Source organism: Mucilaginibacter pocheonensis, assembly GCF_031456535.1.
Taxonomy (GTDB): domain Bacteria; phylum Bacteroidota; class Bacteroidia; order Sphingobacteriales; family Sphingobacteriaceae; genus Mucilaginibacter; species Mucilaginibacter pocheonensis.
In genome coordinates this window covers 227,938-249,172 of the sequence record NZ_JAVDUU010000001.1, presented here as the reverse complement: position 1 = coordinate 249,172, position 21,235 = coordinate 227,938, and the positions used below count along the sequence as shown (strand labels likewise).

At 42.8% G+C, this 21,235-nt stretch carries 20 protein-coding genes; 7 read left to right on the top strand and 13 right to left on the bottom strand.

The features are described 5' to 3' along the window. The first annotated feature begins 17 nt into the window (after nt 1–17). From leuC to J2W55_RS01010, 7 genes are all read left to right on the top strand, one after another. Entirely contained in the window at nt 18–1,433 is a 1,416-nt protein-coding gene (gene leuC / locus J2W55_RS01040; RefSeq protein WP_310090968.1) for a 3-isopropylmalate dehydratase large subunit, read from the top strand. A gap of 68 nt (nt 1,434–1,501) precedes the next feature. Then, nucleotides 1,502–2,092: a 3-isopropylmalate dehydratase small subunit gene (gene leuD / locus J2W55_RS01035; RefSeq protein WP_310090966.1), complete on the top strand. Its 591-nt coding sequence runs from the start codon at nt 1,502–1,504 to the stop codon at nt 2,090–2,092. A gap of 55 nt (nt 2,093–2,147) precedes the next feature. Next, nucleotides 2,148–3,218, top strand: coding sequence for a 3-isopropylmalate dehydrogenase (gene leuB / locus J2W55_RS01030; protein ID WP_310093454.1), 1,071 nt, complete (start codon nt 2,148–2,150; stop codon nt 3,216–3,218). A 51-nt stretch (nt 3,219–3,269) separates the two neighbouring features. After that, nucleotides 3,270–4,025 carry a class I SAM-dependent methyltransferase gene (locus J2W55_RS01025; protein ID WP_310090964.1) on the top strand — a complete coding sequence of 252 codons (756 nt, stop codon included), beginning with the start codon at nt 3,270–3,272 and terminating at the stop codon, nt 4,023–4,025. 134 nt (nt 4,026–4,159) lie between these two features. Next, complete coding sequence (locus J2W55_RS01020) at nt 4,160–5,326, top strand: 2-isopropylmalate synthase (protein ID WP_310090962.1); 1,167 nt, start codon at nt 4,160–4,162, stop codon at nt 5,324–5,326. Between the two features lie 2 nt (nt 5,327–5,328). Then, nucleotides 5,329–6,579 (top strand): threonine ammonia-lyase IlvA, encoded by a 1,251-nt coding sequence (gene ilvA, locus J2W55_RS01015; RefSeq protein WP_310090960.1) that lies wholly within the window; start codon nt 5,329–5,331, stop codon nt 6,577–6,579. A gap of 443 nt (nt 6,580–7,022) precedes the next feature. Continuing rightward, complete coding sequence (locus tag J2W55_RS01010) at nt 7,023–7,760, top strand: hypothetical protein (protein WP_310090959.1); 738 nt, start codon at nt 7,023–7,025, stop codon at nt 7,758–7,760. A gap of 298 nt (nt 7,761–8,058) precedes the next feature. On the opposite strand, the gene J2W55_RS01005 is transcribed toward J2W55_RS01010, so the two are convergent. The 13 genes from J2W55_RS01005 to hemA all read right to left on the bottom strand — a co-directional run bounded on the left by J2W55_RS01005 (nt 8,059) and on the right by hemA (nt 20,986). Beyond that, nucleotides 8,059–9,057 (bottom strand): ABC transporter ATP-binding protein, encoded by a 999-nt coding sequence (locus J2W55_RS01005; RefSeq protein ID WP_310090957.1) that lies wholly within the window; start codon nt 9,055–9,057, stop codon nt 8,059–8,061. An 89-nt stretch (nt 9,058–9,146) separates the two neighbouring features. Then, nucleotides 9,147–9,965 (bottom strand): outer membrane beta-barrel protein, encoded by an 819-nt coding sequence (locus J2W55_RS01000; protein WP_310090954.1) that lies wholly within the window; start codon nt 9,963–9,965, stop codon nt 9,147–9,149. Nucleotides 9,966–9,982: 17 nt separating this feature from the next. Continuing rightward, nucleotides 9,983–10,768, bottom strand: coding sequence for a hypothetical protein (locus tag J2W55_RS00995; RefSeq protein ID WP_310090952.1), 786 nt, complete (start codon nt 10,766–10,768; stop codon nt 9,983–9,985). Then, on the bottom strand, nt 10,752–11,321 hold the full coding sequence (locus J2W55_RS00990) for an RNA polymerase sigma factor (protein ID WP_374726359.1): 570 nt from the start codon (nt 11,319–11,321) through the stop codon (nt 10,752–10,754). The genes J2W55_RS00995 and J2W55_RS00990 overlap by 17 nt, the downstream gene beginning before the upstream one ends. 136 nt (nt 11,322–11,457) lie before the next feature. After that, nucleotides 11,458–11,991 (bottom strand): protoporphyrinogen oxidase HemJ, encoded by a 534-nt coding sequence (gene hemJ, locus J2W55_RS00985; RefSeq protein WP_310090948.1) that lies wholly within the window; start codon nt 11,989–11,991, stop codon nt 11,458–11,460. 6 nt (nt 11,992–11,997) lie between these two features. Then, complete coding sequence (gene hemE, locus J2W55_RS00980; RefSeq protein ID WP_310090946.1) at nt 11,998–13,032, bottom strand: uroporphyrinogen decarboxylase; 1,035 nt, start codon at nt 13,030–13,032, stop codon at nt 11,998–12,000. 72 nt (nt 13,033–13,104) lie between these two features. Further along, the gene (locus tag J2W55_RS00975) at nt 13,105–13,626 is read right to left on the bottom strand and encodes a tetratricopeptide repeat protein (RefSeq protein ID WP_310090944.1); all 522 of its coding nucleotides are present in this window, start codon (nt 13,624–13,626) and stop codon (nt 13,105–13,107) included. After that, nucleotides 13,626–14,333: a response regulator transcription factor gene (locus J2W55_RS00970; RefSeq protein WP_310090943.1), complete on the bottom strand. Its 708-nt coding sequence runs from the start codon at nt 14,331–14,333 to the stop codon at nt 13,626–13,628. The genes J2W55_RS00975 and J2W55_RS00970 overlap by 1 nt, the downstream gene beginning before the upstream one ends. 13 nt (nt 14,334–14,346) lie before the next feature. After that, nucleotides 14,347–15,222 carry a sensor histidine kinase gene (locus J2W55_RS00965; RefSeq protein WP_310090941.1) on the bottom strand — a complete coding sequence of 292 codons (876 nt, stop codon included), beginning with the start codon at nt 15,220–15,222 and terminating at the stop codon, nt 14,347–14,349. A 102-nt stretch (nt 15,223–15,324) separates the two neighbouring features. After that, complete coding sequence (gene hemL, locus J2W55_RS00960; RefSeq protein WP_310090937.1) at nt 15,325–16,695, bottom strand: glutamate-1-semialdehyde 2,1-aminomutase; 1,371 nt, start codon at nt 16,693–16,695, stop codon at nt 15,325–15,327. Between the two features lie 119 nt (nt 16,696–16,814). Further along, complete coding sequence (gene hemB, locus J2W55_RS00955) at nt 16,815–17,786, bottom strand: porphobilinogen synthase (protein ID WP_310090935.1); 972 nt, start codon at nt 17,784–17,786, stop codon at nt 16,815–16,817. 91 nt (nt 17,787–17,877) lie between these two features. Further along, a complete protein-coding gene (gene hemC / locus J2W55_RS00950) occupies nt 17,878–19,452 on the bottom strand; it encodes a hydroxymethylbilane synthase (RefSeq protein WP_310090933.1) in 1,575 nt (524 codons plus the stop codon). A gap of 304 nt (nt 19,453–19,756) precedes the next feature. Next, complete coding sequence (hemA, locus tag J2W55_RS00945) at nt 19,757–20,986, bottom strand: glutamyl-tRNA reductase (protein ID WP_310090931.1); 1,230 nt, start codon at nt 20,984–20,986, stop codon at nt 19,757–19,759. Nucleotides 20,987–21,235: the final 249 nt, after the last annotated feature.

Here is a 21,235-nt window from a genome sequence, read left to right as displayed (position 1 = left end):
AAAAATTACATAACACCATGGGACAAACATTATTTGATAAGATTTGGGATGCACACGTCGTCAGCAGCAACGAGGGTTTTCCTGATATTTTATACATCGACACACATTTCATACATGAGGTAACCAGTCCGCAGGCATTTGATGGTTTGCGCAAAAGAGGTTTACCGGTTTTCAGGCCCAAACAAACAGTGGCCACAGCCGATCATAACGTTCCTACCATTGATCAGCACCTTCCCATAAAAGAAGAACTTTCACGCTACCAGGTTGATATGCTCACCAAAAATTGTGCTGAATTTGGCATTGAGCTGTATGGCCTGGGGCATCCTTTCCAGGGCATAGTACACGTTATAGGGCCCGAGCTGGGCATTACCCGCCCGGGTGGCACTTATGTTTGCGGCGACAGTCATACTTCAACACACGGCGCCTTTGGTGCCATTGCGTTTGGTATAGGCACGTCACAGGTGGAACAGGTAATGGCTACTCAATGTTTGCTGCAATCGCGCCCCAAGCGAATGAAAATTGAGGTTAACGGCAGCCTGCAAAAAGGCGTGGGCGCAAAGGATATTATCCTTTATATTATTTCAAAGATCTCTGCCGCCGGCGGTACAGGTTATGCTGTAGAATATGCTGGCGATACCATTCGGTCGTTAAGTATGGAAGGCCGGATGACCATCTGTAACATGAGCATTGAAATGGGTGCTCGCTGCGGTTTGATTGCTCCCGACGAAACAACTTTTAATTATGTTAAAGGCCGCGAATTTGCCCCAAAAGGCGAAGAGTGGGATAAAGCATTAGCTTACTGGAAAACTTTATACTCTGACGCGGATGCGCAGTTTGATGAAGTATTATCCTTTAAAGCCGAAGATATTGAGCCAATGATAACCTACGGAACAAATCCGGGTATGGGCATTGGTGTTACACAACACGTTCCTGAAACTGCTTCCTTTGAAGCAAAAGAACAGGGATCATACAAAAAAGCCCTTGATTATATGGGCCTGCATGATGACGAACAGTTATTGGGTAAACCAATTGATTATGTATTCATTGGCAGCTGTACCAACTCGCGCATTGAAGATCTGCGCCAGGTAGCCGAATTTGTAAAAGGAAAGCACAAGGCAGACAACGTTACCGTGTGGGTAGTTCCCGGATCAAAACAGGTACAGGAACAGGCTATCCGCGAAGGCCTTGATAAGATATTTAACGAAGCCGGATTTCCGCTTCGCGAACCGGGATGCAGCGCATGCCTGGGCATGAATGAAGACAAGATACCTGCGGGTAAATATTGTGTATCCACCTCCAACCGTAATTTTGAAGGGCGCCAGGGACCAAACTCCCGCACCTTCTTAGCCAGCCCGCTAACAGCAGCGGCATCGGCAATTACTGGCAGGGTAACGGATATAAGGGAATTTTTGAAAGAGAAAGAATTAGTTTAAATAGATGTGGGATTTGAGGCTACCCAAAGCATGTCTCCAATCTCATATCTGATATCTCATATCTAAATATGGCAACCAAAATATTTAAACATATACAAACCAGCGTGGTTCCTTTGCCTATCGAAAATATCGATACGGACCAGATCATTCCCGCTCGTTTTTTGAAAGCTACTACCCGCGAAGGTTTTGGCAATAATCTGTTTCGCGACTGGCGTTTTGATGAGAATGATAATGCCAAAGAAGATTTTGTGCTCAACAATCCAAATTTTAGTGGCAAAATACTGGTTGCCGGTAAAAACTTTGGTTGCGGCAGCAGCCGTGAGCACGCTGCCTGGGCTATTGCCGACTATGGTTTTGACGCCGTAGTAAGCAGCTTTTTTGCCGATATATTTAAAGGCAATGCGTTAAATAATGGCTTATTGCCTGTGCAGGTGAGCGAAGCGTTCCTGAAGAAAATTTTTGACGCGGTATATGCAGACCATAACGCGGTAGTTGAAATTGATCTGGTTGACCAGTTCATTAAAATTGTAGCCACTGGCGAACAGGAAACATTTGAGGTTAATCCTTACAAAAAAGCCTGTATGACCAACGGTTATGATGATATTGACTATATACTGAGCAAAAAGGAATTAATTGAGGAGTTTGAAGAATCTAAATAATTATCCACGCGTCATTGCTCCGTACCTCGCAATGACGAATTGAAAACAAATGGGAATTAAAAAACACATATTAGTAATACCCGGTGATGGTATCGGGCCCGAAGTAACAACCTGGGGTAAAGCTGTATTGGAAACAATTGGTCAAAAATTTGGCCATGAATTTACTTTTGACGAGGCCCTGATGGGTCACGCGGGTATTGAAGCTACCGGTAACCCGCTGCCTGATGAAACTTTGGCAAAGGCAAAAAGCAGCGATGCCATTTTGTTCGGAGCTATTGGCCATATAAAATATGATAACGATCCATCGGCCAAAGTACGGCCAGAACAGGGTTTATTAAAAATACGTAAAGAACTGGGACTGTATGCCAACCTGCGCCCCATTATGCTATTTGATGAACTGCTGGACGCGTCGAGCCTGAAACCCGAGATATTGAAAGGGACTGATATTCTTTTCTTCAGGGAACTGACCGGCGACGTTTATTTTGGCGAGAAAAAGCGCAGCGAAGACCGCAATACCGCGTCTGATCTGATGATCTACTCCCGCTATGAAGTGGAACGCATTGCTATAAAAGCTTATGAAGCAGCAAGGGTGCGCGGCAAAAGGTTGTGCTCTGTTGATAAAGCAAATGTGCTTGAAGCTTCCAGGTTATGGCGCGAAGTGGTTCAGGAGATTGCGAAACAATATCCCGATGTAGAAACTGAGCATATGTTTATTGACAACGCCGCTATGCAACTGGTTAAAAACCCCAAAAAGTTTGATGTGGTATTAACCGCCAACCTTTTTGGTGATATTTTAACTGACGAAGCGTCGCAGATTGCCGGCTCAATGGGTATGCTTGCCTCGGCTTCAATTGGTGATGGTACAGGCTTCTTTGAGCCTATCCACGGTTCGGCACATGATATTGCAGGGCAGGACAAAGCCAATCCGCTGGCGTCTATATTATCTGTGGCTTTAATGCTGGAGATCAGTTTCGGACTGAAAGAAGAAGCTAAGCTGATAACCTCAGCCATTGACAAAGCGTTAAAAGAAGGTTACCGCACAGGCGATATTGCCGACGCCAATACCGATAAAACCAAAATTTTAGGCACAAAAGCCATGGGGCAAAAAGTGCTGGAGTATTTATAGAAAATAGCTCATGGCCCATTGACCGTGGTTCATGAACACAACGAAGCTTATATGAAATGGAACGCTGATTTATATGATCAAAAACACGCCTTTGTATTTCAATACGGTGAGGACGTGCTGGAATTGCTGGATGCTAAAGCAGGCGAATATATCCTTGATCTGGGTTGCGGTACAGGCCATTTAACAAAACAGATACAAAGTAAGGGTGCTAAAGTAAAGGGTGCCGACCTGTCGCCCGATATGATTGCCCAGGCTAAAGAAAAGTATCCCGAAATTGATTTTGTGGTTGAAAATGCCGCTGATTTCTTTACAGATACACCATACGATGCCGTATTTTCAAACGCGGCCCTGCATTGGGTAAAGGACCAAAACGGAATGATGCGCAGTGTGTACAACAGCCTTAAACATGGCGGCCGCTTTATAGCCGAAATGGGCGGCAAAGGCAATGTTTCCCGCTTAATTGAAGCTACCCAAATGGTATTGCAAAATCACGGTTATCATGAACAGGCAGATGCCAGAATCTGGTATTTCCCGTCAATTGGCGAATATGCCACCAAACTGGAAGAGCATGGGTTTAAAGTAACGTATGCCGTTCATTACGACCGTAAAACGCCATTGCAGGATGGCGATCAGGGTGTAGCCAAATGGGTAACCATGTTTGGTGCACAATACCTGGAAGTTATTCCCGAAGACGAAAAACAACAGATACTAACAGAAATAACCCACAAGCTTGAACCCTATTATAACGAAGGCGGCCAATGGTACGCTGATTATAAAAGGCTAAGGTTTGTAGCTGTTAAAGAATAAAATTAGATATGAGAGGTGAGATTTGAGATTACACTTGATCTAAATCCCCGCTTAAAAAAAACAAAAGAATAATTAACTGATGAAAGATATGGGTTTCAACTCTCCTATCTGACATCTAAAAATCTAAAAAAGATATGTTACACGATCCCAACCGCGTTTATGTTTTTGACACCACGCTTCGCGATGGCGAGCAGGTACCGGGTTGCCAGTTAACAACCCCCGAAAAGATTGAGATAGCAAAAGAACTGGAGCTGCTGGGCGTGGATATTATTGAAGCGGGTTTCCCGATATCAAGTCCGGGCGATTTTAACAGCGTTGTTGAAATTTCAAAGGCTGTAAAAGAGCCCACGGTTTGTGCCCTTACACGTGCCAACAAAGGTGATATTGACGCCGCTATTGAGTCGTTAAAATATGCCAAACGCCCGCGTATACATACTGGCATAGGTTCGTCTGATATGCATATCAAACATAAATTCAACAGTACCCGCGAAGAAATATTGGAGCGCGCCGTTGAAGCTGTAAAATATGCTAAACGTGCCGTTGAAGATATTGAATTTTATGCTGAAGACGCTGGTCGTGCCGATGTGGAGTTTTTAGCTAAAATGGTTGAGGCTGTAATTGCAGCAGGCGCCACCGTGGTGAACATTCCGGATACCAACGGTTATTGCCTGCCTGATCAGTACGGCAGCAAGATCAAATTCTTAAAAGAGAACGTAAAAAATATTGATCAGGCTATTATTTCTGTTCATTGCCACAATGACCTGGGCCTGGCTACCGCAAACTCTGTTGCTGGCCTGCAAAACGGCGCACGCCAAATAGAAGGCACCATTAATGGCATTGGCGAACGTGCAGGCAATACATCTATTGAGGAAGTGGTGATGATCCTGAAAACACACCAGGCTCTTGGTTTGCATACCAACATCAACGCCAAAAACTTTTTTGAACTAAGCCGCATGATCAGTACACAAATGCGCATGCCTGTACAGCCTAATAAAGCTATTGTAGGCGCCAATGCATTTGCGCACAGCTCTGGTATACATCAAGATGGCTTTCTGAAAAACCGCGAGAATTATGAGATCATACGGCCCGAAGATGTTGGCTTCCCAAGCGCGAGTATTGTACTTACCGCGCGCAGCGGCAGGCATGCGCTCAAATTTCACCTGGAGCGCCTTGGCTTTAATTTGAATAAAGAAGAACTGGCCGAAGCTTATAACAACTTTTTAACCCTTGCCGATGCTAAGCTTGACATCAACGACGATGACCTGCTGGCTTTAGTAGCACATAAGCTGGTAAAAAATTAATAATGGAAACTGATACTAAAAACCAGCTTGATTTTGAGTCGGCTTACGAACGTTTAAAAGGCGTTGTAAAACGTACCCCGCTGGAATATAATGCCGGTCTGTCGGCAAAATATGATTGCGAAATATATTTTAAACGCGAAGACCTGCAGATAGTACGTTCATACAAACTGCGTGGTGCCTACAATATGATAAGCCAGTTAACTGCCGAAGAACTTAGCAGAGGCGTTGTTTGCGCCAGTGCCGGCAACCATGCACAGGGTGTTGCCTTCAGCTGTAACGCATTAGGTACCAAAGGCGTAATTTTTATGCCTGAGATTACCCCCAAGCAAAAGGTTACCCAAACAGAAATGCACGGCCATGGCAGCGTAGAACTGGTTTTAACCGGCGATACTTTTGATGATTGCCTGCGCGAGGCCTTAGCTTATACCGAAGCGCATCAAATGACTTTTATTCCGCCATTTGATAATTACCGCATTATTGAAGGTCAGGGAACTGTTGGCGTGGAAATATTGCAGGACCTGCCCGATGTGGAAGCTGTAATTATGCCCATAGGAGGCGGCGGATTAGCGGCCGGAACTGGTACTTATTTAAAACAACATGTACCCGGTATTTATTTAGCAGGTGTTGAACCCGAAGGGGCTCCATCCATGCTGAAGGCTTTGGAACAGGGAGAACCTATTACTTTGCCCGAAATTGACCGTTTTGTTGATGGCGCTGCCGTGAAACGTGTAGGAGCATTAACTTATGATATTTGCCGTGAGGTGCTGGATGATATGTTGCTGGTAGCCGAGGGCAAAGTTTGTACTACTATATTAAAACTGTATAACGAGGACGCCATAGTTGTTGAGCCCGCGGGCGCTTTATCGGTGGCTGTTCTGGATGCCTGCAGGGATAAGATAAAGGGTAAAAAGGTAGTTTGCATCATTAGTGGTGGCAATAATGATATTGCCCGTATGCAGGAGATCAAAGAAAAATCTTTGCTATATGAAGGGCTTAAGCATTACTTTATCGTGCGATTCCCACAGCGTCCGGGTGCGTTAAAACTGTTTGTGAACAATGTACTGGGGCCGCATGATGATATTACCCGGTTCGAGTTTATCAAGAAGAACGAAAAAGAAAATGGCCCTGCCCTGGTAGGTATCGAACTGAAATCGGCTGATGACTATCCTGCCTTATTAAAACGCATGTTAGCACATCGCTTTAATGTAATAGAGCTTAATAAAGACCGCACCTTGTTTGAGTACCTGGTGTAAAAATCTTCGAAATATACTTTCAACGAAACTTACGAAGCTTTAAAAACTTCGTAAGTTTCGTGTTTAATAGCCTAAACGCTTCTAAAAATAAGACAAAAAAGCATCTTGTCGTTTCGAACCACAGAGAGAAATCCTGTACACCTTTACCTATTGACTTGCTCGGCGTAGAAGATTTCTCTTTCGCGCCTCCCTCATTCCTCTCCCTGCTCTATCGAAATGACATTTTTAAAAACTACTTAGTTCCTTCGGGGCCCTCTGCGAGAGACACTGAGAGAACTAAAAAGGCAAAAGCGCCACGCTAACAGGTTGCTATTTATTGATTAAAATAATATTTATCCATCTCAATAAACCTTTATATGAAATCAATGTCTCACCATAAATATTATCAATATTATACAAATAAAATTAGCCAGATTAGGTTATTTTTGCACTTAGAACTATTTATGAAAAAACTCTGCCTTATTTACACGCTTCTACTTTTATCCGTATTTACATCCTGTCAAAAAGATCATGTTACCAAATCAGACACATCTGAAAACAAACCTCCGGTAATTGCCGCGGTGCATGATTCGGTTTCGTATACTGTGGATGGCAAAACATATATGGTTAACTCTAAATCTTTTAGTAACCCCATCTCAGGCAATCAGCAGGTTGATCAAAAAGTTGTGAATATTAAAAATGGCAGTGATTATGAAATTGTTGGGAATCCAGACTCCGTGTTGTATTACCGGGTAACTAATATATTCTCCACTGATGGAGGCCTTAGCATATCATTTATAAAAAAGTATAATAAAAAGGATATAAAAATAGCTTTTTTATACTATCCGAAGTTTGAGGAAATGCTCAAATTATATGCTGTTGGCAAACATCCATATGCGGAAGATTTTGGCCGCGAAAACTTACAGGATGGCATAGCTCTGAGTTTAAGAGTTGATGACAAATCATTTTTTTCTTATCCTACGCATGATTTGCGCCACATCAGCAAACTCAAACCTGGATTTCAACAAGGATCTACGTTTGAGATCATTAGCTTTAATAAAGCGACATCTGGTGGTTATAACCTGGAAGCCAAATTTACCGCAGTGATAGCAGAAGACTTTACCGAAGATCAGAAAAAAGTGGAGAATGGTTATTTGCGGTTGCACTTGGATATAGATCCTGCCTTTTATCCTTTGTTCTAAACGTAGCGAAAAATCGATTGGGTATGGAGCTCAACAACGATAGTACCTTGTTGAATACCTGGTGTAAAATCTTCCGAAATAAACTTCGGTTCCCTCAGGGTCTCTCACAGAGGACCCTGAGCAATAAAAAGCATGTCATTTCGAACGACAGAGAGAAATCTTGTACGCTATACATGCTGACTTGCACGGTGTTGAAGATTTCTCTTTCGCGCCTCCCTCATTCCTCTTCCTGTTCAATGACCTTTTTTAAAAGCTACCAGAGGATATTTCACTCCGTTCAGCATGAGAAATATTCGTGCTAATATTCCAGCCACTTCCCTACCCTTACCGCAACCTTATCACCTTCAAGGTATTTACCCGATTCTTCATTTACTACACGTAGTATCGTTCCGTTCTGCTCAAGTATCAGGTCTTCATAAAATCCCTTAAATAATACTTGCCTTACTACCCAGTTTCTTGCCTGGGTAATTAGTTTCAGTTTTATCCATTCGGGGTATATTACCGCGTGTTCTTCATTGATTTTAATACCGCAAAGTTTGGCTTCAGCAGCGGTAAGTATATTACAGTTGCTGAGTAATTGCGCGGTATAAAGGTTCTGCGGAGATTGGTATAAGGTTTTGGGGTGACCATGTTCTACAATTTCGCCCTGCTTAAGCACAATCAGTTCATCGGCCATGGATAGCACTTCGGCCGGGTCATGAGATACCATGATCACTGTAAGGCCTGTTTCTTTCACTATCTGCCTGATATCGTGCTGCAGGCCCTCCCTAAAAGAGGTATCTACCTGGTTAAAAGGTTCATCGAGTAATAAAATTTGCGGACGGGTTATAATAGCGCGGGCAATGGCTACCCGTTGTTTCTCGCCGCCGCTCAAATCGGCTACACGTTTATCGGCCATGGCGGCCATATTGAGCTGTTTTAAAACCTGCTCCGTTTTCTGTTGTTTGGCGTTCAGATCGGTAGCAGGCAGCATAGCAGCAACGTTATCCCATACTTTGGCAAAAAGGTTAAGGTCATCTGTATGCTGGGTAACCATTTTCATGGCATCATGACCCGGAATTAATTTTTCTTCGGGTCCCCAAATACGTTCACCCTTAAATTGCACCAAACCTTCATCCGGCGAAAGCAAACCGTACAGTAATTTTAATAAAGTACTTTTCCCGCTGCCGCTTTCGCCAATAATAGCGGTTATCCTGCCGGGTTGTATAACAATATCTGTTTTTTTAACCCCGGCCTGATGTTTGCCCGGATATATCTTACTTACCGCAATGGCCTGCAAAAAAGGAGTATCTGACATGAAGGGCAAAGATAAACCGTTGATTTTTATGATTGACTCATTTTACTGATTTTTTTCAGTTTAACAACAATCAACGATCTGATATTGTATTAAAACCCTAATGTTAATCCGAAAGAAAAATTCTTTAAGCCAGCCTGTGCCGGGCTATTCTCAAACATATCGCTGAAGTAGTATTTAGCGTAAATGCCCATTAAACCATAACCTACGCGTACAAAGGCCCCTTTGCGCAATTTGGTAAAATGATAATCATCATTGAATTTTTGCTTGCCGTTCTCTTCACTTATTTGCTTCACCCGTCCATTAAGCAACACTCCAATTTCGGGACCTGCAACCAGCCTGAAATGATTACCACTGGCATCCTCGGGCCCGCGATAGTAAAAGGATAAGGGGATACGCAGATAACTTGACGAAAAACGGTTCTTACTGTAATTAATATCATCTTCGGTATAAGTTAAGACCGGGGCATTTCTTTGTATGGTTATATCCCTGCGCAGGCGGATATGCGTCCAGTCGAACCCTCCCGAAACATATATTTTAAAAGCGCTGTTAAAACGATAGCCAAACTGTACAAGATCAAAACCAAAGTTGCTGGTTTTCCACTGGCGGTAGCTTAAAAACTGGTTATTAGGCGATAAAGTAAAGCTGCCATGATCAATCAGCGTTGCAAAACCAAGATCTATCCTGGAGAATGTTACACCAAATGAAAAGCCGGGTGCTTTACGTGCGTGGTATGCTGTATCAGGTCCGCTTGATATAACCGTGGCGTCTTCGCCCATGCCAAGCTTCATTCTCAGTCGTTTTTTGTGTACGGTATCTGTTGCAGTATGGGTTGAATCTGCAGGGGTGGTTTGAGCAAGCAGCGCGCTTGTCCCAACGCATATGATAATGGTAAAAATCAGGCGTTTCATATAATGCTTAAAATATATTATTTTTCTTTCTTTACTTTAATGATCCCCAGGTTAACACCCGTAATAGTAGCGTCATCCTCGTCGGTATTGCTAAATTCAATGATCTTATCTTCCCGTTTATCAACAGCTGCAATCACTACGTTAAACACATCGCCCAAACTACGGATACGATGCTTTTTAACAGGCGCCGGCTTTAATTTGTCAACATCGGGCAGTTGTGCAGCTGCCAATTGCGGCTTGCCTTTAAATGCGAGATCATCAACCTCTGGTCCGCCTGTTATTCCGTTGCGGGCGTCAGGGGCAGCTGGGTTTATCAAATCATTGCCGCGGGAAGCCAAAACCGGCGCCGAGCCTTCATTTGATCCTGCCACTATTTCTTTCAGTTCCGGAGTTTTCGCCGCTTTGTGCCGAATCTGCTCATTATTGACTTTTACAGCAGCAAAGCTGCCGGCCGATGCTATAACTTTGGCTGCAACCTTTTTGTTTGTACTGTTGGCTGTTGTTACAGCTGGACTTGCTTTAACAGCAGCTAACGATTTGGCTACGGGCTGATTTTCAGTTACTTTATTAGCTGACGTTTGTTGTTGGTTTACTTTAGTTATTTCGGGCATAAACAATAGCCCTACAGTGATCAATAATATAATACCCGCTGCTACGCTTAAAAAAGGCACGAGCGACCTCCGGCGTTTGTCTGCATTTAACTGACTGTTGATGCCTGTCCAAACCTTGGCAGACGGTTCTATTTCCAAATCATCAAGTGCAGATCGGAACAGCTTATCCAACTCGTTATCCTGCATATCCATAGCTTTTACCCTCCATTTTTGCAATTTGTTCTTTTAATACATTCCGGGCCCTTGATAACTGCGATTTTGAGGCTCCTTCACTAATGCCAACCATATCGGCAATTTCTTTATGCGAATAACCCTCCAAAGCGTAAAGATTAAATACGATACGATAACCAGGCGGCAATTGCTGTATCAGGTTAATTAGTATCTGCGCATCAAGGTTTGAGGCCGCAACCGGGTTAACAGATGGTTCATTTGCCATTTCAACAACATCAATTACCTGCAGCATTTTATGATGTTTGCGGTAATATTCAATGGAGCTATGAACTACTATACGCCTTACCCAGCCTTCAAAAGCGCCCTCGCCCCGGTAATCATTAATTTTTTGGAACACTTTTATAAAACCGTTCTGCAGCATATCCTCAGCTTCCATCCTATCTGTGGCATAACGCATACAAACCGCCAGCATTTTTGCAGCAAATTGTTTATACAGCAATTCCTGTGCTTTGCGTTCGCCTGCCTTACAGCGGTCAATCAATTGTTGAATAGTATACGGTGGTTCCAAAAACATCATTTATAACAGTAAGATGTAAGGCCTTATCAAATGGTTGCACGGCCGCAAAAATATATTTGAATTACGGCAGATATAAGCATAAAAAACCGGCCGCGTTCATACAGCCGGTAAAACTTTCTTAAAGAATAATTTCCTATTTTTTGGTTCTGTACCGCTTGTATATTTTTACCGCTATCATCAATATCACCGCCAAGGCAACAAGGCCGGTAACGCCAAATATCCAGTTAAGGGAACTTTTAAGTACTACGAGGAAAACTATAGCGAACAGCAATATGGTGGCCAGCTCATTCCAGAGGCGTAGCTGGATTGATGTCCATTTAAATACCCCATTGGCCATTTGCTTGATCTTGTTCTGGCACATATGATGATAGATGCCTAAGATGACAACGAAAGTGAGTTTAATATGCATCCAGCCAAACTGAAGCCATACAGGGCGTAATATCAGCATGGTAATACCCGCCGCCACGGTTAGGATCATGGAAGGGATGGTAATGATATTCCACAGTTTACGCTCCATAATGGTAAACTGCTCAGATAGTATCTTGCGGTCTGGTTCGGGCTTATCCTGCGCTTCGGTATGATAAATAAATAACCTTACGCTGTAAAACAGGCCCGCCATCCAGCAAACTACAAAAATAATGTGTATAGCTAAAACATATTGATACATACAGCCCTATCCCCTAAAAGGGGTATACTCTTTTATTACCTCAACCGCGTACTTCACATTGTCAAAAGGGATATCAGGCATAATGCCGTGACCCAGGTTAAAGATGAAGCCTTTTTCGTCCTTCATCCGGTCGAACAGGCGGTATATGCGTTCTTTAATTACTTTTTTATCAGCATATAAAATATGCGGGTCAAGGTTACCCTGTACGGCTACGCCTGCAGGTAAACGTTTCTTAATATCAAGCAGGTCAACATTCCAGTCAATAGAGATCACGTCAGGCTTAGCCTCGGCCATTAAAGGCGCAAATACCGAGCTCCCTTTACAGAAAGATATTACCGGAATATCCTTGCGGTTAAGCTTGCTAATGATCTCATTAATATAACGATGGCTAAACTCCTTATAATCATCCCATGCCAGGGCCTGTGCCCAGCTGTCAAATATCTGCACAGCATTTACGCCGGCCGCAATTTGCATGTTCAAATAGTCGGCGGTAACGCTGGCAATTTTTGACAACAGTTGATGGGCCATTTCCGGCTCATTATGCAGCATGAGCTTGGTAAGCTTAAAATCTTTTGACGATCCGCCCTCCACCAGGTAGCTCATTACCGTAAATGGAGCCCCTGCAAACCCAATAAGCGGAATACTGCCGTTAAGGCGCTGTTGTATCACTTTTATGGCGTCGGCTACATATTGCAGCTTGTGTACTACATCGGTCTGCAGGTTATCAATATCGGCCTGTGTACGTACGGGGTTGGCAAATTTAGGACCAACACCGTTTTGAAAGCTCAGATCGCCTCCCATCGCCTCGCCGGTAACCAGTATGTCAGAAAACAGGATGGCACCGTCAATACCCAATAAGTTTACCGGCAGCATGGTAACATCAGCGGCAAGTTCCGGTGTTTTGCACATTTCCAGAAAAGAATATTTGTTTTTGATATCCCAATATTCTTTCATGAAACGACCAGCCTGGCGCATCATCCATACCGGCGGACGTTCTGTTTTTTCGGAAAAAGCTGCTTTTATTAATAACGAATCTCTCATATTGTATAAGAGACAGATGTAATCTGTCTCTATAGTTTATTTGTAAAGACGCATTACATGCGCCTCTGATTATTAGTGTTTCTTTAGTTCCTGATGCAGGCGGCCTATTACTTCCTTCATCTTAGCCGAAATTTTATCAGCATGTTTTTCAGTCAGTTGTAAATAGGCTTTGGCTTTATCATAATTGCCAAACCTGATATTGATATTTGCAACCGTAACTAACGCCGCTACGTGGTCATTAACCGTATGCAGAGGGTATTGCGCCGCCAGCTCATAATGCTTTTCTGCTTCCTCAAAATTTTGTTTTTGGATACAAATACCACCCGATATATACTCATAAAAACCTCTGCGCTTTTTACTAAGCCATTCGGGCCTTGTAATCTCTTTTAACGCGGCTTCGGCTTTATCATAGTTCTTGGCATGAAAATACTTGGCAGCTACAATAAGGGTACCTTGTTTAAAGTAATCCCAAATGAGCAATAAGATCATCATTGCCGCTACTGCCGCCAGTTCATAAATGTGCAGATAGCACAGCAAACCGAATGACAACAGGAAAACAAATGCGATAAATATGCGTACCCTGTTACTGAACATTAATGCTGATTATCGGTAAATTTATAACCTACACCACGGATAGAGTGAAAATAAACCGGGTTTTTAGGATCTGGTTCAAAATACTTACGGAAGGTTAGGATAAAGTTATCAATAGTACGGGTTGAAGGATATACGTCATAATTCCAAACCGTTTCCAGGATCTGCTCGCGGGATACGGCATCGTTTCTGCGTTCAATAAGCAGCTTAAGCAGCATAGTCTCCTTTTTGGTGAGCGGGGTAATTGACTCATCCTCATTCACCAGCTCAAATGAGTTAAAGTGAATAGTTTTCTCACCAATTTTATAGCTGTTAAATTCCTTCAACTCTTCCCCTTTTAAGCTGCGCTTTATCAGGTTATTCACCCTTAGTATCAACTCTTCCAGGTTAAAAGGCTTGGTCAGGTAATCATCGGCACCTTTTTTTAAACCCGAAATTTTGTCCTCATTGGTGTTTTTAGCAGTTAAAAACATAATAGGCACTTCGGTATTTTCAAGCCTGATAGTTTCAGCAACTACAAAGCCATCTATTTCGGGCATCATTACATCTAATATCACCAGGTTAAAACGCTCTTCCTTAAATAATTGTAAAGCCTTTTTTCCATTTTTAGCTGTAGAAACTTTATAACCCTCCAGCTCAAGGTTAAGTTTGATAGCTTCTAACAAATGTTCTTCGTCTTCAGCTAATAAGATCCTTTTTTTGTTTGGCATTTTACTTTTTAATTTAGGTTAATCCAAATACAACTTCAAAAACACTGCCCTCAGGCCGGTTATCTCTAACGCGGATGCTGGCATGGTGTTTATCAAGCACTTCTTTTACAATATAAAGCCCCAGTCCGGTACCTTTGGTATTACGGGTATCCTCGCTGCCAACACGGTAAAATTTATCGAAAATACGTGTTTTTTCATTATCGGCTATGCCAATTCCCTGGTCGGCCACTTCCAGGTATACTTTATCATCTTTTGAAAACAGTTTCACCCCTACAGCAGAACATGGGCTGGAGTATTTAACGGCATTTTCAATAAGATTGGTAACCACAGATGTTAAGGCAAACTTATCACCGGTGATCTCTATCTTTGGTTCAATCTCCGCATCGATTATCTGTTGGTTACAGTCGCATTTAGTGATCTGCAAACGGTTAACAATACTATCAACCAATACCGAAAGATTAAAGCTTGCTTTAGGGAAAGAATATGAGCGGTTATCAATTTTTGAGGCCAGCAGCATATTTTCAACCATATCATCCAAACGCTCCACATCCAGCAATGATTTGCTCACAAAATCAAGCAGTTGCTCGCGGGTAAGGTTACGCTTTTGAATGGTTTGCAACAATATTTTGATTGATGCCAGCGGAGATTTTAACTCATGTGTTACCGAAAGTAAAAAATTCTTTTTCTGCTCCTGCAGCTTGCGTTCTTTATTAATAGAGGCGTGCAAGCTATAAGCTCCCACAACAAGTATCAACGCAAACATCGAGCCTTCGCCCAGGATCATCCCAATGCGTTCGGGCTGCAATTTTATGAGCATATAGCCCCACCAAACCAATTCGGAAACGGCATATATGATCAGCGCATAAAAAATAATAAATGGCTTTTTCATTTTTTTATCTCCTGTAGATCTCCCCGATAAGGAGGTGTTTATTTTATTTTTTTAATATCCCTAATACAAAACCCTCTCTTAACAGAGCGTTTAGGTTACATTTTATTTTCCGTTAAATACAAGGTCAAGACTATCAAATATTGCCCGCTTGGCTTTTTCCAGGTCTGTTTTAGTATGTGCCGATGATATAAAACCCACCTCGTAACCAGAAGGACCCAGGTAAATACCCCGATTTATTAATTCGCGGTGAAATTTCTTGAATTTCTCCATGCTGGAGGCATCAATATCTTCCGCTTTACGAATATACTCTTTATCTGTAAAAGCAAACCAGAATATAGAGCCTATGCCGAAAACTTTAAATTTATAATTACGAGCGGTTGCAAAGCGCTGTACCGCATCTCTGAACTCCTCCGTTTTGTTATTCAGGTCTTTATAAAAACTCATTCGCAGCAGCTCACTTAACTGGGCAATGCCTGCAGCCATTGCTACCGGGTTGCCTGACAGTGTACCGGCCTGATAAACCGCACCATCGGGTGATATGTTGCCCATAATAGCAGCCGATGCGCCGTAAGCTCCAACCGGCATACCTCCGCCTATGATCTTGCCATAGGTAATAATATCCGGTTTTATACCATAGTAACCTGATGCACCCTCAAAACCTATCCGGAAGCCTGATATTACTTCATCAAATATAAGCAGGGTACCGTTTTGGGTACAAATATCGCGTAAAAACTGCAGGTACTCTTTTTCTTGCAGCAACAAACCGTTATTGGCCGGGATTGGTTCAATAATGATAGCGGCTATCTGGTCTTTAAACTCTTCGAAAGCTTTTGTTAATGCATCCTTATCATTTAAGGATACCACTATGGTTTCGTCAGCAAATGACTTGGGCACACCGGCCGACGAGGTTTCGCCAAAAGTTACCAGGCCAGACCCGGCTTTAACCAGCAAGGCATCCACATGCCCGTGGTAACAACCTTCAAATTTTAATATTTTATCGCGTTTGGTGTAACCCCTCGCCAGCCTGATGGCCGACATTACAGCTTCGGTGCCGGAGCTTACAAAACGTAGCTTTTCAATAAGTTTGTTGTTTTTCAGGATCAGCTCGGCCAGTTCATTTTCCAAAGCGGTTGGTGCGCCAAACGACATTCCGTTTTGCATTACCTCGGTCACTTTCTCGCGTACTTTAGTATTGTTATGGCCCAAAATAAGCGGTCCCCATGAGCAGCAAAAATCAATAAACTCATTGCCATCGGCATCCCATATATGGCTGCCATCGCCTTTTTGTATAAACAATGGCGTACCATATACAGACTTGAACGCCCTTACCGGTGAATTAACACCCCCGGGAAAATAAGTTTTTGCTTTAGCATACAACTCAGCCGATTTTTCCCTGCTGATATCAGGCTTTCCTGTTGTATTTACAGGCTCATTGGCCTCACCCGAAAATATTTTTTTTATTGAATCTAACATGCTTTTAATTCAAAACTCAAAACCCAAAAGTCAAAATACTTCTGAACCAGAATTGTTTTATTTGTAAAAAAGAAAACTCAATTGTTGTTTTCAATTTTCACTTTTTATTTTGGCTTATCCTAAAGCCATTTATTCTCCAGCACTTCTTTAGCGTGATAAGTTAATATAGCGGTAGCGCCGGCTCGTTTGATACTGGTAAGCACTTCGGTAATGGCACGCTGTTCATTAAGCCAGCCTTTTTGAATGGCCGCTTTGATCATGGCATATTCACCGCTTACGTTATAGGCTGCAACAGGCAGTTCGGTATTATCTTTTATCAATTTAATTACATCCAGGTAAGGCAACGCCGGCTTTACCATTAAAAAATCGGCCCCCTCCTGTTCGTCAAGATTGGCTTCAATAAGTGCTTCGCGCTGGTTGGCCGGATTCATCTGGTAAGTTTTTTTATCGCCAAATTTAGGCGCCGAATTTAAAGCGTCCCTGAACGGGCCATAAAACGCGCTGGCATACTTAGCCGAGTATGACATGATAGAAACGTTTGTAAAACCGTTTTCGTCCAGTACCCCGCGAATATATCCAACCCGACCGTCCATCATGTCAGACGGGGCGATGATGTCTGCACCACATTGCGCATGAGCCAGGGCCATCTTCCCTAATATTTCCAGCGTTTCATCATTCAATATAACGCCATCTTTAACTATACCGTCATGGCCATCGCTGCTGTATGGGTCCATCGCTACATCAGTAACTACGCAAGCCTCCGGAAAGTTCTTTTTTACCTCGCGGATAGCCCGCAGATATAAGCTCTGTTCACGGTAACTCTCGGTAGCAAACTGATCTTTTAATGATTCATCAACATTCGGGAACAGGTCAAACGAGTTTAAACCAAGTTTAAGGCAACTTTCTATTTCGCGCAGCAAGTTATCAATCGAATAACGATAAATACCCGGCATGGAGGCCACTTCTGTTTTTTGAAACGTACCATCTACTATAAACAGCGGGAATATCAGGTTAGCAGCACTAACATGGGTTTCCTGCACCATTTGGCGTATCACTTCACTTTTCCGGTTTCTACGTGGTCTTTGTAACATAAGCCCCCCATCCCCCAAAAGGGAAAATTTTTAATTTCTTTATTTTATAATATTAGCAACCCGTTATAAATTCCCCTTCAGGGCGTTAAGACTAAAGTCCAAACACAGCCTCGGCCAGCCCAACTTCGTCAGGAGAATAAGGCAGGGCATACTTTACGCCCATTTCATCAAATTTCTTTCCTGTTGATTTACCTATGGCCACTACCTTTTGGTAAGGATCGAGCAGGTTATCAACAAAGTAAGCCTCTACGTTTGACGGACTGGTAAACACCAACACATCGGCCCCGCTGGCTTCAACATCTTCTTCCAGTACAGTTTCATATACCGGCAGATCAATGATCTTGGTATCGGCCGACAGTCCTTGCTGTATACTTCTCATCGGGCTCTCGGCACCGGGGAACAATATGATCTTGCCGTTGGCCAGCTTTGCAAACTCTTCGGCTACTTCGGCGGTATCGGTGCCTTCACCTACATAATCGGTAAAGTAACCTTTACGGCGCAGCATTTCTTCAGATCCGCTGCCCATTACCCCAAACTTTACTTTTTTAGGGAATAAAGGGTTCAGCTGAAAAAAATACTCCACCGCGTTTTTGCTGGAGAAAAACACCCAGTCGATATTCTTTAATATATAAGAGTCAAACCTGGTAATTACCGGCACAGTACGTATGAGCGAGCGGGCCTCTATTTCAATGCCATGATGCTCTAATGCTTTGCGGAAATAACTTTGATCAGACAACTCCCTGGATATAAATACTTTTGAAGGGAACTTACGACCTTTAGTAAATTTAGCCACCACTTTTTCGGCCAGCCCTTGCGTAGTTTCCGCTTCCAAAAACAGCCTGTCCGGAAAGTCTTCACCGGTTTCGGCCTTGGAGGTAAATACCTGGAAAACACCATCGTCGCGGCGGCAATAACAACCCAATGGCAGGTGGCAGCCGCCGCCAAAAAGCTTTAGCACGGTTCTTTCAACAGCAAGTTCTTCGGCCACATCCGGATGGTGCAGTGATTGCAGGATATTAAAAACTTCCTGGTTATTTTCGCGGATCTGAATAGCCAGCGCACCTTGCGCAGGTGCAGGTATCAGTTCGGCTGGGGTTAACTCCTCTACATGAAATTCGCTCAGGTCAAGGCCTAAACGGCTTACACCGGCCTTGGCCAGCATAATGGCGTCATATTTTTCATCGCGCAGTTTGCCTATACGGGTAGGTACATTGCCGCGAAGGTCTTCTATCTCAAGATCGGGCCGGTAGGCCAATAGCTGTGCTTTACGCCTGTTTGACGATGTACCTACAATAGCCCCATATTTTACAGAAAGCTTTTGGCGCACATCAACACAATCTTTCAAGATCAACAACAGTTCAGAGGGGTCTTCCCTTTCTGAAACTGCTGCGATGATGAGTCCCGGAGGGTTTTCAGTTGGCAGGTCTTTATGCGAGTGTACCGCAATATCAATGGTACCGGCCAATAATTCTTCTTCTAATTCTTTGGTAAAAAAACCTTTGCCCTCTAACTTATCAAAGCTCAGGTTAAGTATGCGGTCGCCCTGGGTTTTAATGATCTTTAGCTCGGCGGTTACATTAATTGCGGCAAGGCTGTCTTTTACAAAATTAGCCTGCCATAGTGCCAATTCACTGCCGCGGGTTCCTATTATCAGTGTTCTGTCCAAAAGAATGATTATTTACAGGTGCAAATTTAATTTTTTATAGGGATGAATTTAACATTAATTCATGTTATGAAAGTAGGCTGACTAATGATAATTTAAAAGTTAAATTTTAAACGCAGGATATAGAGGTTGTAAGTAAGAATTACAGCAGCGCACGCGATTATCACGGCGATAAAGGTTCAATTGATATGTTGCTGATTTAGATTAAGCTGGAAGCTCAATACATAGACCACTACAAGCTACGCCGCGCTAAACTCGCGGCAGCTTAATTGAAATGAGCTGAGGGAGGAGGTTACGTTGTGAAAAATTAGTTTTCGTTGATCAATATATCCTTTGCCATGATCATGGGTACGCTGATATATTTTTTTTCCATGTAGTTGATCACCTTTTCCAGTATCTCGCGCGATTGTTCATCAAGCCCCTGAACTTCATCAGCAAAAACAGAGTTGATGGCCGTGTTACGGATCTCCTTGATTTTTTCGGGCACCTGGCGCATGGCCAGTTCAACACGGCGTTGTTTTAGTTGGGTACAAAACTCGGCGATATTTTGTTCTATGATGGTTTCGGCATGTACAAGTTCCTGATAACGTTCCTGCAGGTTACGTTTAGCTACCTCGTTAAGGGAGTGTACCTCAATAAAGTTAACGGGGAATTGCTCCAGTACTTCGGGTGCGGTATCATTAGGTATAGCCAGGTCGACAATGGTTTTACGGCCGGTTTCGCCATTGAGCAGCGATTGGTATATTTCGGTTGTAATAATAGGCTCAACCGCCGATGTACAGGTAATGATAACATCAAAACCTTTGTTGTATGTTTTTAAGGCCTCAAGATCAAAAGCTTCGCCTTTAAGATCAGCGGCAAGTTGCCGGGCCTTTGATATAGTACGGTTAAATACCGCGAAGTTGGTAAACTTGTGTTTTTGAAGATATTTGGAAATATTGCGGTTGGTTTCGCCCGCGCCAACGATCAGTATACGGGCATCGCTCGCACATAAGTTAAGATCCCTTAGCTTACGGTAAGCTAATGACACAACCGAAATAGGATTTTTTGAGATATTGGTATGGGTATAAACCTCTTTAGCTGTTTTAACCACACAATTCATCACCATACGCAACCCATCACCGGTAAGGCCGGCCTCTTTGCAATGCTCATAGGCTTTGCGCAATTGTGCAAGTATCTCTTTTTCGCCAACTATTAAGCTTTCCAGGGAACATGAAGTACGCAGCAGGTGAATCATCGCTTCCTGGTCTTCATATATAGAAGCGCTATCCATAAATGTGCTTAACGAATCGTGGCACAACTCAGTATTAAAAGATTCTATAAACCGCTTGGCAAAATCTTTATCAACCACTTTAGGGGTTGTCATAATAAATTCAACACGGTTACACGTGGCCAGATAAAATATCTCTGGTATCCCAAATTGAGTTTTTACTTGTTGAAGTTTTTCTGTCAGATTTTCCTGGCAAACCACCAATCTACCTAATTCCTTCAGTTCAATCTGTTTGTGTGTAAAAGCAATAACCTTTAAATACTTCAAAGCAGTTTTAAATTTGACCCAACAAAAATATCACTATAAAAGCGTTGCAATGTCAACACTTTGTCAAACAGATGTATTTAGAATGGTTATAAATTAGGAAAAATAACGTAAAAACCACATTTAAACTGCTTAAAACAATATATAGCAAAATAATGTATATTAAGCAATTGATTTAAAGATCACAGCCTTGCGGTACTACTCAAATCAAAAAAACAGCAACCTGATTCAATTGATTACCATAGCAATGCC

Bases quoted from the DNA above. Each gene is read 5' to 3' on its own strand.
- J2W55_RS01025 (WP_310090964.1), top strand. From the start codon at position 3,270: ATGAAATGGAACGCTGATTTATATGATCAAAAACACGCCTTTGTATTT.
- hemE (WP_310090946.1), bottom strand. From the start codon at position 13,032: ATGAGAGATTCGTTATTAATAAAAGCAGCTTTTTCCGAAAAAACAGAA.
- J2W55_RS00965 (WP_310090941.1), bottom strand. From the start codon at position 15,222: ATGAAAAAGCCATTTATTATTTTTTATGCGCTGATCATATATGCCGTT.
- ilvA (WP_310090960.1), top strand. From the start codon at position 5,329: ATGGAAACTGATACTAAAAACCAGCTTGATTTTGAGTCGGCTTACGAA.
- hemL (WP_310090937.1), bottom strand. From the start codon at position 16,695: ATGTTAGATTCAATAAAAAAAATATTTTCGGGTGAGGCCAATGAGCCT.
- J2W55_RS00990 (WP_374726359.1), bottom strand. From the start codon at position 11,321: ATGTTTTTGGAACCACCGTATACTATTCAACAATTGATTGACCGCTGT.
- J2W55_RS01010 (WP_310090959.1), top strand. From the start codon at position 7,023: ATGAAAAAACTCTGCCTTATTTACACGCTTCTACTTTTATCCGTATTT.
- J2W55_RS01020 (WP_310090962.1), top strand. From the start codon at position 4,160: ATGTTACACGATCCCAACCGCGTTTATGTTTTTGACACCACGCTTCGC.
- leuD (WP_310090966.1), top strand. From the start codon at position 1,502: ATGGCAACCAAAATATTTAAACATATACAAACCAGCGTGGTTCCTTTG.
- J2W55_RS00975 (WP_310090944.1), bottom strand. From the start codon at position 13,626: ATGTTCAGTAACAGGGTACGCATATTTATCGCATTTGTTTTCCTGTTG.
- hemJ (WP_310090948.1), bottom strand. From the start codon at position 11,991: ATGTATCAATATGTTTTAGCTATACACATTATTTTTGTAGTTTGCTGG.
- J2W55_RS01000 (WP_310090954.1), bottom strand. From the start codon at position 9,965: ATGAAACGCCTGATTTTTACCATTATCATATGCGTTGGGACAAGCGCG.
- leuC (WP_310090968.1), top strand. From the start codon at position 18: ATGGGACAAACATTATTTGATAAGATTTGGGATGCACACGTCGTCAGC.
- J2W55_RS00995 (WP_310090952.1), bottom strand. From the start codon at position 10,768: ATGGATATGCAGGATAACGAGTTGGATAAGCTGTTCCGATCTGCACTT.
- hemB (WP_310090935.1), bottom strand. From the start codon at position 17,786: ATGTTACAAAGACCACGTAGAAACCGGAAAAGTGAAGTGATACGCCAA.
- J2W55_RS00970 (WP_310090943.1), bottom strand. From the start codon at position 14,333: ATGCCAAACAAAAAAAGGATCTTATTAGCTGAAGACGAAGAACATTTG.
- J2W55_RS01005 (WP_310090957.1), bottom strand. From the start codon at position 9,057: ATGTCAGATACTCCTTTTTTGCAGGCCATTGCGGTAAGTAAGATATAT.